This is a genomic window from Brevundimonas sp., from assembly GCF_046293315.1.
Lineage (GTDB): Bacteria > Pseudomonadota > Alphaproteobacteria > Caulobacterales > Caulobacteraceae > Brevundimonas.
On the sequence record NZ_JBKBPF010000001.1, the window covers coordinates 99,405 to 115,540 of the forward strand.

Below are 16,136 nucleotides of genomic sequence, written 5' to 3' on the forward strand. Positions count from 1 at the left end.
GCCCGCGCCCTCCCCGGCCCGGACCAAACAGGAGACACGCCATGTCCGATACCCTCGAACTGTCCCACTGGATCAACGGCGAGAAGGTTTCGACGGACCGGCCGTCCGAGAGCCTGAACCCGTCCGACACCCGCGATCTGGTGGCCCGTGTCCCCGATGGCGGCGACGCTGAGGTCAATGCGGCGGTGGACGCCGCGCGCGCGGCCTTCGGCGGCTGGGCCGACGCCTCGCCCGAGGTGCGCGCCGACGTGCTGGACAAGGCGTCCAACATTCTGATGGAGCGCCGCGAGGAGGTGGGCCGCCTGCTGTCGCGCGAAGAGGGCAAGACCCTCGCCGAAGGCATCGGCGAGACCGCCCGCGCCGCCCGCATCCTGAAGTTCTTCGGCGGCGAAGCCCTGCGTCTGCACGGTCAGAACCTGATGTCGACGCGCCCGGGCGTGGAGGTCCAGACCTACCGTCAGGCGGTGGGCGTCTATGGCCTGATCACGCCGTGGAACTTCCCCATCGCCATCCCGGCCTGGAAGATGGCCCCGGCCCTGGCCTTCGGGAACACGGTGGTGATCAAGCCCGCCGGCCAGACCCCGGCCACCGCCGAGGCGCTGGTGGCCATCCTGCATGAGGCGGGCCTGCCGAAGGGCGTGGTCAACATGATCATCGGCCGGGGCCGCGTGGGCCAGGCCATCGTCGATCACACCGGCGTGGACGCCATCAGCTTTACCGGCTCGCAAGGCGTCGGCGCCGGCGTGGCCGAGGGCGCGGTCAAGCGTCAGGCCCGGGTGCAACTGGAGATGGGCGGCAAGAACCCCCTGGTGGTCATGGACGATGCGGATCTGGACCGGGCGGTGCAGATCGCCCTGGACGGGTCCTTCTTCGCCACCGGCCAGCGCTGCACCGCCTCCTCGCGCCTGATCGTGCAGGACGGCATCCACGACAAATTCGTCGCAGCCCTGGCGGAAAAGGTGAAGGCCCTGCGCGTCGGCGACGCCCTGGACCCGCAGACCCAGATGGGGCCCGCCGTCAGCGAGGACCAGATGGAGACCTCCTACCGCTACATCGAGGTGGCCAAGGGGGACGGCGGCCGCATCGTCACCGGCGGCGACCGCCTGCAGATGGAAAAGCCCGGCTGGTACGTCCAGCCGACCCTGATCGCCGATACGGCCGCCGACATGCGCATCAATCAGGAAGAGGTGTTCGGCCCCGTCGCCTCCACCATCCGCGTCAAGTCCTATGAGGAGGCGCTCCAGATCGCCAACGGCGTCGAGTTCGGCCTGTCCGCCGGCATCGTCACCACCAGCCTGAAGCACGCCCGCGATTTCCAGCGCAACGTCCGCGCCGGCATGGTGATGGTCAATCTGCCGACTGCAGGGGTGGACTATCACGTGCCCTTCGGCGGCTCGAAGAAGTCCAGTTACGGCCCGCGCGAGCAGGGCTTTGCGGCGGTGGAGTTCTTCACCCAGACCAAGACCGCCTACTCCTGGAGCTGATGGTGTCGACGCCCGAGCTGATCTGGGACCTCAAGGCCGAACTGGCCGAGGGGCCGGTGTGGGACGCGGCCCGGCGTTGCGTCTGGTTCGTGGACATCAAGGGCCGGACCCTGAACCGCTACGGCGTCGATGACGGGGGCAAGCAAAGCTGGTCCGCCCCGGACCAGATCGGCTTCGCCCTGCCGGCCTCGGACGGTTCGCTGATCTGCGGCGTGCACGGCGGGCTCTACCGGTTCGACGTGGGCACGGGCGCGTTCTCCCTCCTCCAGCCGGTGGAGGAAGACCGCCCGCAGAACCGCCTGAACGACGGCTTCGTCGCCCCGGACGGCTCCTTGTGGTTCGGCTCCATGGACGATTCCGAACAGCAGAAGACCGGCGCCCTGTACCGCTGGGCGGCCGGTCAGCTGACACTCATGGACGACGGCTACGGCGTCAGCAACGGCCCGGCCCTGAGCCCGGACGGCAGGGTTCTCTACCACCACGACACCCTGGACAAGGCCGTCTACGCCTTCGACCACGCGGACGGCGCGATCACCAACAAGCGCCTGTTCGCCACCACCGCCGAAGGCTACGCTGACGGTCCATCGGTGGACTCGGCGGGCGTGCTGCATGTGGGCCTGTTCGGCGGCTGGGGCGTGGGACGATACGGGCATGACGGCCAGTACCTGGGCAAGATCGCGTTTCCCGTTTCAGCCGTGACCAAGGCCGCGTTCGGCGATGACGACCTGAAAACCCTCTATTGCACCACCGCCTGGCTGGGTCAGGATGCGCAGACCCGCGCCACACAGCCCATGGCCGGCGGCCTCTTCCGCGTCCGCGTGGACACCCCCGGCCTGCCCCAGAACCAGATCCGCCTGACCTGACGCGTCAGTGATTATCCCTTGGCGCCCGGGCGATGGTGTCGACGATGCGGTGGTATTTGACGCTGTTCTCGAGGGTGGCGCCGGTTTCCAGCTGGCCGGTGAGGCCGCGCTGGATCTCCTGCCAGGGGGTCTGTGAGGCCGGACAGGCATAGCCGCCGGCCGCCTCCAGTTCCGCCTTGCGCGCGGCGATCTCGTCGTCGGGGACCATCAGGGTGACGGTGGAGGCAGTCAGGTCGACCCGGATGCGGTCGCCGGTCTTCAGCACCGCGATGGTCCCGCCGGCCGCCGCCTCTGGCGAGGCGTGCAGGATCGACGGCGACCCCGACGTGCCCGACTGCCGCCCGTCGCCGATGCAGGGCAGGGCGGTGATCCCCTGTTTGATCAGGTGGGCGGGCGGGCGCATGTTGACCACCTCGGCCGCGCCGGGATGGCCGATGGGGCCCGAGCCGCGCATCACCAGCACCGAGCGCTCGGTGATGCCCTGGGACGGATCGTCGATGCGGTGGTGATAGTCCTCGGGCCCGTCGAACACCACGGCGGTCCCCTCGAAGGCTTCGGGATCGTTCGGGTCCGACAGATAGCGCTCGCGGAACTGGGGGGAGATGACGCTGGTCTTCATCACCGCCGAGTCGAACAGATTGCCCGACAGCACCACGAAGCCGGCCTCGGCCATCAGGGGGTCTGTGAACGGCCGGATCACGTCGGGCAGGACGATCTCCGCGCCCTTGCAGTTCTCGCCGATGGAGCGGCCGTTCACCGTGGGCGCGTCCTCGCGGATCAGCCCCTGGCCCATCAGCTGGTTGACCACCGCGGGCACGCCGCCCGCCTGGTGGAAGTCCTCGCCCAGATAGGTCCCCGCCGGCTGCAGATTGACCAGCAGGGGGATGTGGTGACCGTGCGCTTGCCAGGTCTTCAGGGGCAGGTCGACGCCCGCATGCCGGGCCAGGGCGGTCAGGTGCACCGCCGCATTGGTGGACCCCCCGATGGCCGAGTTGACGGCGATGGCGTTCAGGAACGCATCCTTCGTCAGGATGTCCGACGGCTTCAGGTCCTCTTTCACCATGTCCACGATGCGCAGCCCGGTGCGATAGGACATCTGCCCCCGCTCGCGGTAGGGCGCGGGGATGGCGGCCGAGCCCGGCAGGCTCATGCCCAGCGCCTCGGTCAGGCTGTTCATGGTCGAGGCCGTGCCCATGGTGTTGCAGTAGCCCACCGACGGGGCCGAGGTGGCCACCAGCTCGATGAAGCCCTCATAGTCCAGCTCGCCGCGGGCCATCATCTCGCGGGCGGTCCAGATGATGGAGCCCGAGCCCACCCGCTGGCCCTTGTTCCAGCCGTTCAGCATGGGCCCCACCGACAGGGCGATGGCGGGGATGTCCACCGTGGCCGCCGCCATCAGACAGGCCGGCGTGGTCTTGTCGCAGCCGATGGTCAGCACCACCCCGTCCAGCGGATAGCCGTACAGCAGTTCCACCAGCCCCAGATAGGCCAGGTTGCGGTCCAGCCCGGCGGTGGGGCGCTTGCCCGTCTCCTGGATGGGATGGACCGGGAACTCCAGGGCGATGCCGCCCGCCTCGCGGATGCCCTCGCGCACCCGCTGGGCCAGCTCCAGATGGTGGCGGTTGCACGGCGACAGGTCCGAGCCCGTCTGGGCGATGCCGATGATCGGCTTGCCCGACCTCAGCTCCTCCAGCGTCAGGCCGTAGTTCAGGTAACGCTCCAGATACAGCGCCGTCATGTCCGGGTTCGAAGGGTTGTCGAACCAAAGACGGGAGCGGAGGGGCTTGGTCATAAAGCGACAGTCTTCAGCGGGCCCACAGCGGGGCGGGGACGCCGGAGCGCAAACCCCGACCTTTCATTCGTGAAGAACTTATCGCATGCGAAAACATCGAGCCGCAAGCCCGACGCCGCCTGCGCCGCGCCAGACCCGTCTCAGGCCTGGGACGCGGAGCCCATGTCGGCGGAGATGGCGGCGGCGGCGCGGCGCAGATGGATCAGGGCCGTGGCCATGTCGCAGCCCACCGTGGTGTGCTCGATGAAGGGGGTGATCAGGGTGGCGATGATGCCGTCAGATCCCATCACCGGCGCCGACAGATCGGTGACGCCCCTGACGAAGTCGCTGGCCCGCTGGGCGTAGCCCTTGACCGCCGTGGCGTCCGACTCCTCGGCGAAGGCGTCGAACATCGCATCACCGTGCAGGCGGCGCAGCACCTCTTCCAGCCGGGCCCGTCCCGCCGGCGAGGCCAGGCCGTAGAACATGCGGCCCGAGGTGGCCTCGATCAGGTTGCGGCGATAGCCGATGCGCACAGAATAGCCCAGGTCGCCGGGGCTCTCGACGCGGGCCACCACCACGATCTGGGTCTCGCTGGGCACCACCAGATGGCACGACTGAACCGTGGTCTCGGCCAGGGTCCGCATGGCCGGCATGGCCGCTTCCACCAGCGACTTCACCGGGGCCTGGGCCATGCCCAGGGTGAACAGGCGGTTGGTCAGGCGATAGCCCTCGGGGGACTGTTCGATGTAGCCCCGGAACTCCAGCACCTGGATCATCCGGAACAGTTCGGACACGGAGCGCTTGAGCGTCACCGACATCTGCGACGGCGTCATGGGCCGTCCGTGGCTGGACAGCAGTTCGAGCACGTCCAGGCCCTTTTCGAGCGCGGGCGCGCGGTATTTGCGCTCCTCGAGCTCTTCTTCCAGCGGCGGCATGGCTTCCCCGATCAAGCTGACTCTCCCCCAAGTCTTAGCGCCGCCGTCACCCCGATAGAAGGCCGTCCGCGCCGCTTCTTAGCCCGCGTCGCCCGATCAAACCATATATGAAATGACTTTCATTGCGTAGGGCTTGAGGATGTCGTAGCCCTTGCTTCAGCGGCCGAATTCAACGGCCCGTCGGGGGAGACATTCATGACGCTGGCGCCGATCGATCTGATCCTTCTGGCCCTCTACGGGGTCGGTATCTTCGCCTTGGCCCAGTGGGTCTCGCGCGACCGGCCCGGCGAGCAGAAGACCACCACCGACTATTTCCTGGCCTCGAAAAGCCTGCCGTGGTGGGCCATCGGCGCCTCTCTGATCGCAGCCAACATCTCGGCCGAACAGATCATCGGCATGTCGGGATCGGGCTATGTGATCGGCCTTGCCATCGCCTCCTATGAATGGATGGCGGCCCTGACCCTGCTGATCGTGGGCAAGTTCTTCCTGCCCATCTTCCTCAGGAACAACATCGTCACCATGCCCCAGTTTCTGGAGCAGCGGTACGGCGCGAAGATCCGCAGTGTCATGGCTGTGTTCTGGCTGGTGCTCTACGTCTTCGTGAACATCACCTCGATCCTGTGGCTGGGCTCGCTGGCCATCACCACCGTGACCGGCGTGGACCAGACCCTCGCCCTGTTCGGTCTGGCCGCGTTCGGCCTGGTCTATCAGCTGTGGGGCGGGCTCAAGGCCGTGGCCATGACCGACGCGGTGCAGGTGGCCCTGCTGGTGGCGGGCGGTCTGGTGATCGCCGTCATCACCCTGAACCAGATCGGCGGCGACGGCGGGGTGCTGAACGGTTTCGCGCGCCTGACCACCGAGTTCCCCGAGAAGTTCGACATGATCCTCTCGCCTGACAGCCCGCACTATGCAGCCCTGCCGGGCCTGTCGGTGCTGATCGGCGGCATGTGGATCATGAATCTGAGCTACTGGGGCTTCAACCAGTACATCATCCAGCGGGCCTTGGCCGCCTCCAGCATCGACGAGGCCCAGAAGGGCATCGCCTTCGCCGCCTATCTCAAGCTGCTGATGCCGCTGATCGTGGTGCTGCCCGGTCTGGCCGCGCTGGTGCTGGCGCCCGACCTGACGCGTCCGGATCAGGCCTATCCTACCATGATGGCCCTGCTGCCCACCGGTCTGAAGGGGCTGGTGTTCGCCGCCCTGGTGGCCGCCATCATCGCCACTCTCGGCTCGCTGGTGAACTCCATCTCCACCATCTTCACCCTCGACCTGTACGCCAAGGCGCGCCCGAACCTGTCCCAGCATCATCTGGTCACCGTGGGCCGGCTGTCGGCGGCGGCGGCCATGCTGATCGGCGCCCTGGTGGCCCGGCCGCTGCTGGGGAATTTCGATCAGGCGTTCCAGTTCATCCAGGACTTCACCGGCTTCTTCACCCCGGCCATCGTGGTGATCTTCATCCTCGGCATGTTCTGGCGCCGCGCGTCCGAGGCCGGCGCCCTGGCCGCCGCCATCGGCGGGGTGCTCCTGTCGGGCGTGATGTGGTGGCTGAACAACGAGGGCCTGCTGGTCATGCCCTTCATGAACCGGGTCGGGATCGTGTTCCTGATCGCCCTGGCGCTGGCGGTGGGGGTGTCCCTGCTGCGCCCGGCCCCCGCTTCAGCCCTCAAGGTCCAGCTGGACGGCATCAGCTTCCGCACCTCCACCGCCTTCAATCTGGCGGGCGTGGGCGTGATCGCCTTCCTGATCCTGGTCTATTCCATCTGGTGGTGAGCCGGGTCCGCGTCTGACCCCGCCGCCGCGTCAGTGATTATCCCTTGGCGCGCGGGCGATGGTGTCGACGATGCGGTGGTATTTGACGCTGTTCTCGAGGGTGGCGCCGGTTTCCAGCTGGCCGGTGAGGCCGCGCTGGATCTCCTGCCAGGGGGTCTGTGAGGCCGGATAGGCATAGCCGCCGGCGACCTCCAGCGCCGCCTTGCGCGCGGCGATCTCCTCGTCGGGGACCATCAGGGTGACGGTTGACGTGTTCAGGTCCACCCGGATGCGGTCGCCGGTCTTCAGCACCGCGATGGTCCCGCCCGCCGCCGCCTCGGGCGAGGCGTGCAGGATCGACGGCGATCCGGACGTGCCCGACTGACGGCCGTCGCCGATGCAGGGCAGGGCGGTGATCCCCTGTTTGATCAGGTGGGCGGGCGGGCGCATGTTGACCACCTCGGCCGCGCCGGGATGGCCGATGGGGCCCGAGCCGCGCATCACCAGCACCGAGCGCTCGGTGATGCCCTGGGACGGATCGTCGATGCGGTGGTGGTAATCCTCCGGCCCGTCGAACACGACGGCGGTCCCCTCGAAGGCCTCGGGGTCGTTGGGGTCCGACAGATAGCGCTCGCGGAACCGGGGCGAGATGACGCTGGTCTTCATCACCGCCGAGTCGAACAGATTGCCCGACAGCACCACGAAGCCCGCCTCGGCCATCAGCGGCGTCCCGAACGGCCGGATCACGTCGGGCAGGACGATCTCCGCGCCCTTGCAGTTCTCGCCGATGGAGCGGCCGTTGACCGTGGGCGCATCCTCGCGGATCAGGCCCTGGCTCATCAGCTGGGCGACCACCGCCGGCACGCCGCCGGCCTGGTGGAAGTCTTCGCCCAGATAGGTCCCCGCCGGCTGCAGATTGACCAGCAGGGGGATGTGGTGGCCGTGGTCCTGCCAGGTCTTCAGGGGCAGCTCGACCCCCGCGTGCCGGGCCAGGGCGGTCAGGTGCACCGCCGCATTGGTGGAGCCGCCGATGGCCGAGTTGACGGCGATGGCGTTGAGGAAGGCGTCCTTCGTCAGGATGTCCGACGGCTTCAGGTCCTCCTTGACCATGTCCACGATGCGCAGGCCGGTGCGGTAGGCCATCTGGCCCCGCTCGCGGTAGGGCGCCGGGATGGCGGCCGAGCCCGGCAGGCTCATGCCCAGCGCCTCGGTCAGGCTGTTCATGGTCGAGGCCGTGCCCATGGTGTTGCAGTAGCCCACCGACGGGGCCGAGGTGGCCACCAGCTCGATGAAGCCCTCATAGTCCAGCTCGCCGCGGGCCATCATCTCGCGGGCGGTCCAGATGATGGAGCCCGAGCCCACCCGCTGGCCCTTGTTCCAGCCGTTCAGCATGGGCCCCACCGACAGGGCGATGGCGGGGATGTCCACGGTGGCCGCCGCCATCAGACAGGCCGGCGTGGTCTTGTCGCAGCCGATGGTCAGCACCACCCCGTCCAGCGGATAGCCGTACAGCAGTTCCACCAGCCCCAGATAGGCCAGGTTGCGGTCCAGCCCGGCGGTGGGGCGCTTGCCCGTCTCCTGGATCGGATGGACCGGGAACTCCAGGGCGATGCCGCCCGCCTCGCGGATGCCCTCGCGCACCCGCTGGGCCAGCTCCAGATGGTGGCGGTTGCACGGCGACAGGTCCGAGCCCGTCTGGGCGATGCCGATGATCGGCTTGCCCGACCTCAGCTCCTCCAGCGTCAGGCCGTAGTTCAGGTAACGCTCCAGATACAGCGCCGTCATGTCCGGGTTCGAAGGGTTGTCGAACCAAAGACGGGAGCGGAGGGGCTTGGTCATTCGGGCCTGTCGGTCAGGGCCGCCGGCGAACCGGGGGCGAGGGGAAACGCGCCGGGCCGATGGCGACCGGTGGTCTCCGAACAACGCCCGTATTAGTCGGACAAATAGACGCGTCTCAATAGTCGGACAAGTGCCTAATGAACGGCGATCAGGCCCGCGGGCGCTGCTGCAGGGCCCGGGCCGTGTCGTGCAGGGCCATCTCCACCAGTTCGGTCATGGCCGCGCGCGCCGCCTCCGGCCCGCCCGAGGCGATGGCGTCGAACACCTTCCAGTGGTCGGGCATGGGATCGCGCGGCAGTTCCTTCTTCCGCTCCTTGTAGACCGTGGTCCAGCGGACGCCCGCGCCGATGGTGCTGGCCAGGCTGAGCAGGGGCGGATTGTCGGTGGCCTCCAGGATGGTGGCGTGGAACTCGCGGTCCGCGCCCTTGCCCTCCTCGGTGTTGAGGCCGTGGCGCTCCATGGCCATCAGGGCCTCGCGCATGCGGGTCACCTGTTCGGGGCTGCGCCGCTGGGCGGCCAGGGCGGCGGCGGCCGGCTCGATGATCAGCCGCAGCTCGAACAGGCCCTTGACCAGGGAGGGACTGGGCTCGGTCTCGAACGACCAGGCCAGCACGTCCGGGTCCAGCAGGTTCCAGCGCGCCTCCGGGTTCACCCGCGTCCCGGTCTTGGGCCGGCTCTCCACCAGTCCCTTGGCCGCGAGGATGCGGATGGCCTCGCGATAGGCGCTGCGGGACACCTCCAGATGCTCCGAGAAGTCGATCTCGTTCTGGAGAATTTCGCCGGGCTTGTACTGTCCCGAGACGATGGCCACGCCCAGGTCGTGGGCGATCACGCCATGGATTCGGGCCGGGCTGCGCACGGGCTTGCTGATGCGCCGGTCACCCCCGGTTCTGGGTTTCTTTTCGGGCGCCATGGGCGGCTGTCTCGTTCCGTTCGGTATTCAGGTATGGGCGTGGTCGCAGGCCCGCCTCTTGTGCGAGAAATGCCTATGCGATGTTCTGGGGCGCCATGCAATCGTCAGACCATTGGTTGACCAGGGTGGCGGGATGCCCTCTAAATGATGATAGCGCTACCAAGCCGGTCACTGACGAACTGGCGGGAGCGAGGGAGGACGCAAATGACCAAATGGGACCGGCCGGAGCGATTCCGGCGAGGACGGGCGATCACCGCCTTCGGGGCCGCCCTGGCCATCACGCTGGCGCCGATGCAGCCGGCCTTCGCCTTTCAGCAGGAGACGCCGGCCTATCGCGACGCCGCGCGCTCTGTGCCCGACCGGGTCGAGGACCTGCTCTCGCGCATGACGCTGGAGGAGAAGGTCGGCCAGATGCAGGGCCTGTGGGAGAACAAGGGCGATGTGCAGACGCCGGAGGGTGATTTCTCGCCCGAGCGCGCCTCGGCCGCCTTTCCCCATGGTCTGGGCCAGATTTCGCGGCCGTCCGACATGCGCGGGGTCGATCCCTCCACCAACGGGGCGGCGGGCGTCACCGAGGGCGCCGTCAACCGCGACGGCCGCCAGACGGTGGAGTACATCAACGCCGCCCAGCGCTGGGCCACCGAACAGACCCGACTGGGCATCCCCCTGATCTTCCACGAGGAGTCGCTGCACGGCTACACCGCCCGCGGCGCCACCAGCTTTCCCCAGTCCATCGCCCTGGCCAGCACCTGGGATCCCGAGCTGATCACCCGGGTGTTCAATGTGGCTTCCCGGGAGATGCGCGCCCGCGGCGTGCACCTGACCCTCGCGCCGGTGGTGGACGTGGCCCGCGACCCCCGCTGGGGCCGCATCGAGGAGACCTATGGAGAGGACCCCCACCTGGTGTCCGAAATGGGTCTGGCGGTCATCCGCGGCTATCAGGGCGAGACCCTGCCGCTGGCGCAGGACCGCGTCTTCGTCACCCTCAAGCACATGACCGGCCACGGCGAGCCGGAAAACGGCATCAACGTCGGCCCGGCCCAGATCTCCGAGCGGGTGCTGCGCGAGGTGTTCTTCCCACCCTTCGAGCGGGCGGTGCGCGAGCTGCCGGTGCGCTCGATCATGGCCTCCTACAACGAGATCGACGGCCTGCCGTCCCACGCCAATCGCTGGCTTCTGAATGACGTGCTGCGCGAGGAGTGGGGCTACGACGGCCTGATCGTCTCCGACTATTTCGCCATCCGCGAGATGGTCACCCGCCATCAGATGTTCGCCAACATCCAGGACGCCACCGTCCGCGCCATGGACGCGGGCGTCGACATCGAACTGCCCGACGGCGAGGGCTTCACGCACCTGCCCGCGCTGGTCGCCGAAGGCCGCGTGTCCGAGGCCCAGATCGACAATGCGGTGCGCCGCATCCTGACCATGAAGTTCGAGGCGGGCCTGTTCGAGAATCCCTATGCGGACCCCGAAACCGCCGACGCCCTGACCGCCACGCCGGACGCCATCGCCCTGGCCCGTCAGGTGGCCGGACGCGCCATTACCCTGCTGAAGAATGACAACCAGACCCTGCCACTGCGCGCGCAAGGGCTGGGCCGTCTTGCGGTGCTGGGAACCCACGCCGTGGACACCCCCATCGGCGGCTACAGCGACATCCCGCGCCATGTGGTCAGTGTGCTGGAAGGGCTTGAGGCCGAGGCCGAACAAGGCGGCTTCGAAGTGGTCTATTCCGAAGGCGTGCGCCTGACCGAAAGCCGCGAATGGGCCGCCGACGACGTCGATCTGGTCGACCCCGCCGTCAACGCCCGCCTGATCGAGGAGGCCGTCGCGGTCGCCCGCCAGTCCGACGTCATCGTCATGGTGCTGGGCGAGAACGAACAGCTCAGCCGCGAGGCCTGGGCCGAGAGCCACCTGGGCGACCGCGCCGACCTGCAGCTGGTGGGCCAGCAGATGGATCTGGCCCGCGCCATCTTCGCCCTCAACAAGCCGACCATCGTGCTGCTGCTCAACGGCCGCCCGCTGGCGGTCGGCGAACTGGTCGAGCAGGCCGACGCCCTGATCCAGGGCTGGTATCTGGGTCAGGAGACCGGCAACGCCGTGGCCGACGTCCTGTTCGGCCGGGTCAATCCGGGCGGCAAGTTGCCGGTCACCATCCCCCGCTCGGTGGGGCAGCTGCCGGTGTTCTACAACCACAAGCCGACCGCGCGCCGGGGCTATCTGTTCGACGAGACCAGCCCCCTGTTCCCGTTCGGCTACGGCCTCAGCTACACCAGCTTCCGGATGTCCGCGCCGCGTCTGACCAGCCCGACCATCCGCGTCGGCGAGGCGGCCCAGGTGCAGGTGGACGTCACCAACACCGGCCGCGTGGCCGGGGACGAGGTGGTGCAGATCTACGTCCGCGACGACCACGCCTCGATCACCCGCCCGGTGCTGGAGCTCAAGGCGTTCGAGCGGGTCACCCTGCAGCCCGGCGAGACCCGCACGGTGACCCTGGATCTGTCGCCCGAGGCCTTGTCCCTGTGGGACCTGAACATGCAGCGGGTGGTGGAGCCCGGCACTTTCACCATCCACGCCGGACCCAACTCGGTCGACCTGCAGTCCGCAACCCTGACCGTACGCTGATCCTCCCCGTCCGCCCGTCGTTCCTTCGGGAGCGGCGGGCGGCGCCTTTTTGCGACAGGAGGCGTGGATGCCGCGTTTCGTGACGGGTCTTCTGGCCCTTTGTCTTCTGTGGCTGGGCGCCGCCCTGCCCGCCGCCGCCTGCGAAGGCCCGGGCGCGATCTGCCCCGGCGCCGCGTCGGGCGACGCCTTCGCCCTGATCGCCTCGGGCCGCCCGACCGTGGTGCGCACCGATCCCGGCGACCACGCGGGCCTGCTGCGCGCCGCCGCCGACCTGCGCGGTGATCTGGAGCGGGTGTCCGGTTCGCCCTCGCCGCTCGACCATGACGCAGGGCAGGGGCTGGCGGTCATCGTCGGAACCCTGGGCCGCAACGCCGTCATCGACGCCCTCGCCGCCGAAGGCCGGCTCGACGTCTCGGACGTGACCGGCCAGTGGGAGGCCTGGGTCCAGCAGGTGATCGACAACCCGGCACCGGGCGTGGACCGGGCCCTCATCATCGCCGGATCGGACATGCGCGGCGCGATCTATGGCGTCTATGACCTGTCAGAGCGCATGGGCGTCTCTCCCTGGACCTGGTGGGCCGATGTGCCCGTGGTGCGTCAGGGCGACCTGCATGTACTGCCCGGCCGCCGGGCCGACCGGCCTCGCGTGCGCTATCGCGGCATGTTCCTGAACGACGAGAACCCGGCCCTGTACGGCTGGGTCAACGAGACCTTCGGCGGCTTCAACCACCACTTCTACACCCGCGGGTTCGAACTGACCCTGCGGTTGAAGGGCAACTATCTGTGGCCAGCCATGTGGGGCAAGGCCTTCTCCGACGACGACCCGCTCAATGCCGTGATGGCCGACGAATACGGCGTGGTCATCGGGACCTCCCACCACGAACCCATGATGCGCGCCCATGTGGAGTGGGAGCGGTACGGCGTCGGCGCCTGGGACTACACCACCAACCCCGACGCCCTGCGTCGCTTCTGGCGCGAGGGCGTCACCCGCATGGGTGATCACGAGAGTCTGGTCACCGTCGGCATGCGCGGCGACGGCGACGAGGCCATGACCGAGGACACCGCCACCGCCCTGCTGGAGACTATCGTGGCCGACCAGCGCGCCATCATCGCCGAGGTCACCGGCCGCGACCCCGCCGAGACGCCCCAGGTCTGGGCTCTCTACAAGGAAGTGCAGGACTATTACGACGACGGCATGCGGGTTCCGGACGACGTCACCCTGCTGTTCGCCGACGACAACTGGGGGAACATCCGCCGCCTGCCTGAACCGGGCGCCGAGCGGCCCGGCGGCTACGGCGTCTATTTCCACTTCGACTATGTGGGCGGGCCCCGGAACTACAAATGGCTCAACACCACCCAGGTCGAGCGCACCTGGGAGCAGATGAACCTGGCCTGGGAATACGGCGCGGACCGGCTGTGGATCGTCAATGTGGGCGACCTCAAGCCCATGGAGCTGCCCATCAGCGCCTTCCTGGCCCAGGCCTGGAACCCCGAGGCCATGACGCTGGAGGCCATGACCGGCTTCACCCGCGACTGGGCGGCGCAGCAGTTCGGGGGCCAGCACGCCGACGAGATCGCCGACCTGCTGCGGCTCTACACCCGCTATAATTCCCGGCGGAAGCCGGAGCTGATCGGGCCGGACACCTTCAGCCTGCTCCATCACAACGAGGCCGAGCGGGTGACGGCGGACTGGGCCGATCTGGCCGTCCGCGCCGACGTCATGCGCGCGGCCCTGCCGCCGGCGTACGACGACGCCTTCGTCCAGCTGGTCTGGTTCCCGATCCACGCCAGCGGCAATTTGACGGCCCTGCATGTGGAGACGGGACGCAACCGCCTCTACGCCGCCCAGGGTCGCGCCGCGGCGGCCGAGGCGGCGGCGGGGCAGGTGCGCGCGCTGTTCGCGAGGGATGCTGAACTGACCCGTATCTATCATGAGGACGTGGCCGGCGGGCGCTGGAACCACATGATGTCCCAGACCCACATCAGCTACACCTACTGGCAGCAGCCGGACGAGGACGTCCTGCCCGATCTGGCCGAGGCGGCGCCGGTTGCCGGCGCCGCGTTGGGCGTGGCGGTGGAGGGTGAGGCGCGGGCGTGGCCGGATGCGCAGGGCGCGGCCTCCCTGCCCACCCTGCATCGTTATGGGGTCGAGAGCCGCTGGATCGACCTGTTCGACCGGGGCGATCAGCCCGTCGCCTGGACGCTTGAAGCCGACGCGCCATGGATCCGGCTGTCCACCGCCGAGGGCCGGGGCGACATGCGCGTGCGGGTCTCTGTCGACTGGTCCGCGGCGCCCGAAGGTCAGGCCGAGGGCGCGGTGCGGGTGCGCGGCGCCGACGGGACCGAGATCACTGTCCTCGCGCCCATCATCAATCCCGGCGCGCCGGTGGAGCCCGGCCGCTTCATCGAGGCCGACGGCCATGTGACCATGGAGGCCGAACACCACGCGCGCGCCGTCGCGGCCCACGGGGTGGACTGGCGGATCATCCCGGGCCTGGGCCGCACCCTGTCGGGCGTGACCACGACCCCCGCCACGGCCCCGGCGTCTGAACCGGAGGAGGGGCCCCGTCTGGAATACGACGTCCACTTGTTCGAACCGGGCGAGGTCCAGCTGCGGCTGGTGCTGTCGCCGACGCTGGACTTCACCGGCGGCGAGGGCCTGCGCTACGGCGTCTCCATCGGTGACGGGCCGGTGCAGATCGTGGCCCTGAACCCGAATGACACCGCCGCGGCGTGGGAGGGCGATGTGGCCGACGCCGTGGCCGTCCACGTCACCCGGCATCAGGTGGCGACGGCCGGGCCGCACACGATCAGGATCTGGCGCATCGATCCGGGGGTGGTGATCCAGCGGGTGATGCTCGTCCGCGACGGCGCGCCGGACAGCTATCTGGGACCGCTGGAAAGCGCCCGGGCCGAATGACTAGTCAGGGGCGCGCAGGCGCGCGCTGATCTCGCCCGCCAGACGACAGGCCTCGCCCCCGTCGGGGCGGGCCTCGCGGCCGGAGACGCGCAGGTCCGTGCGGCCCGGGCGGATCCGCAGCACCGCGTCGTGGGTGAAGCCGAACCAGAAACTCTCGCGCCGGCCCTCGATGCGGAAGGGCGAGGTGCCGACCACGGTGAACCCGGTCGCCTCCAGCGCCGCCGCGCCCGCCTGCGGCGCCACCTGGGTGGGGGCGAAGACCGCCTGATCGCAGGTGTCGGCGTGGCTGGCGGCCAGCGGCGCGGCCCCGGACCGATCGCGCTGGCCCCGGATCACCCCGGAAAAGCTCAGGGGCTCGTCCCAGTCGCTTGCGGCTTCATGCACCGGCGGGTGGGCGGCCAGCGCCTGCCGGTGCGTCATGTGCAGGTAAAGGGTGACGCCGGCCGCCAGCACGGCGACCAGCGCATACAGTCCGCGCCGCTTCACATCGCCGATGGACAGCAGCACCGTGGCCAGGGCCGCCCCCGCGCTGACCCAGGCCAGCCGCCAGCCCCAGACCAGCGTCAGTTGCTCATAGCCCAGCCGCCAGTCGATCAGCCCCACCCGGGTGCCGAAGGCGGCTGCGAAGCCCAGAACCGGCGCCGCCAGGGCGATCAGCAAGGCCGCCGTCAGCCAGACGCCGCCGTGTCGTGATCCGCCCATGTCGCCTCTCCCGCCGTTGTGGCCGCGACCCTGCCCCCAAATCCCGCTTTCCGAAAGCCCGACGCCCCTGTTTCCAAAGGATCAGCGCCCGGGATGAGGCGTTTTGCGCTCACGCCTTCGGGGGGGGCCTATCATCGGCGGGCCGACGGAGGGGCCGCTCGCGCCCGATTTCAGACAGTCCGAAATCGCCCGGGATCAGGGAGGGGAGAAAATATCGATGTAAAACAAAGACCGCCGCATCGGCCGACGCCCGATTTCGGACAATTCGGACAATTCGGACAGTCTTTTTTCTGAGCGAATCCGAAACCGGAATCCGGCCGCCCCCGCGCCCCCTG

10 protein-coding genes are annotated in these 16,136 nt (G+C 68.9%); 5 read left to right on the forward strand and 5 right to left on the reverse strand.

Annotation, left to right across the window (positions count from 1 at the left end):
- Window positions 1–41: 41 nt before the first annotated feature.
- Together ACK4SE_RS00430 and ACK4SE_RS00435 are read left to right on the forward strand one after the other, a co-directional pair.
- Entirely contained in the window at window positions 42–1,484 is a 1,443-nt protein-coding gene (locus ACK4SE_RS00430; RefSeq protein ID WP_409687118.1) for an aldehyde dehydrogenase family protein, read from the forward strand.
- Window positions 1,484–2,347, forward strand: coding sequence for an SMP-30/gluconolactonase/LRE family protein (locus tag ACK4SE_RS00435; protein WP_409687121.1), 864 nt, complete (start codon window positions 1,484–1,486; stop codon window positions 2,345–2,347). Before ACK4SE_RS00430 ends, ACK4SE_RS00435 begins: the two co-directional genes overlap by 1 nt.
- A gap of 4 nt (window positions 2,348–2,351) precedes the next feature.
- Here the strand turns inward: ACK4SE_RS00435 and ACK4SE_RS00440 are convergent, their stop codons facing one another.
- Both ACK4SE_RS00440 and ACK4SE_RS00445 read right to left on the reverse strand, forming a co-directional pair.
- A complete protein-coding gene (locus ACK4SE_RS00440; RefSeq protein ID WP_409687124.1) occupies window positions 2,352–4,139 on the reverse strand; it encodes an IlvD/Edd family dehydratase in 1,788 nt (595 codons plus the stop codon).
- Between the two features lie 140 nt (window positions 4,140–4,279).
- Window positions 4,280–5,071 (reverse strand): IclR family transcriptional regulator, encoded by a 792-nt coding sequence (locus ACK4SE_RS00445; RefSeq protein WP_409687127.1) that lies wholly within the window; start codon window positions 5,069–5,071, stop codon window positions 4,280–4,282.
- A 180-nt stretch (window positions 5,072–5,251) separates the two neighbouring features.
- Here ACK4SE_RS00445 and ACK4SE_RS00450 point away from each other — a divergent pair, with 180 nt between their 5' ends.
- On the forward strand, window positions 5,252–6,826 hold the full coding sequence (locus ACK4SE_RS00450; RefSeq protein WP_409687130.1) for a sodium/sugar symporter: 1,575 nt from the start codon (window positions 5,252–5,254) through the stop codon (window positions 6,824–6,826).
- Window positions 6,827–6,856: 30 nt separating this feature from the next.
- On the opposite strand, the gene ACK4SE_RS00455 is transcribed toward ACK4SE_RS00450, so the two are convergent.
- Entirely contained in the window at window positions 6,857–8,644 is a 1,788-nt protein-coding gene (locus ACK4SE_RS00455; protein ID WP_409687133.1) for an IlvD/Edd family dehydratase, read from the reverse strand.
- Window positions 8,645–8,792: 148 nt separating this feature from the next.
- Window positions 8,793–9,557: a FadR/GntR family transcriptional regulator gene (locus tag ACK4SE_RS00460; RefSeq protein WP_409687136.1), complete on the reverse strand. Its 765-nt coding sequence runs from the start codon at window positions 9,555–9,557 to the stop codon at window positions 8,793–8,795.
- Window positions 9,558–9,761: 204 nt separating this feature from the next.
- On the opposite strand from ACK4SE_RS00460, the gene ACK4SE_RS00465 reads away from it, so the two are divergent.
- Together ACK4SE_RS00465 and ACK4SE_RS00470 are read left to right on the forward strand one after the other, a co-directional pair.
- Entirely contained in the window at window positions 9,762–12,179 is a 2,418-nt protein-coding gene (locus ACK4SE_RS00465; protein WP_409687139.1) for a glycoside hydrolase family 3 N-terminal domain-containing protein, read from the forward strand.
- A 67-nt stretch (window positions 12,180–12,246) separates the two neighbouring features.
- The gene (locus ACK4SE_RS00470; RefSeq protein WP_409687142.1) at window positions 12,247–15,099 is read left to right on the forward strand and encodes a glycosyl hydrolase 115 family protein; all 2,853 of its coding nucleotides are present in this window, start codon (window positions 12,247–12,249) and stop codon (window positions 15,097–15,099) included.
- On the opposite strand, the gene ACK4SE_RS00475 is transcribed toward ACK4SE_RS00470, so the two are convergent.
- Window positions 15,100–15,801, reverse strand: coding sequence for a DUF1499 domain-containing protein (locus ACK4SE_RS00475; protein ID WP_409687145.1), 702 nt, complete (start codon window positions 15,799–15,801; stop codon window positions 15,100–15,102).
- Window positions 15,802–16,136: the final 335 nt, after the last annotated feature.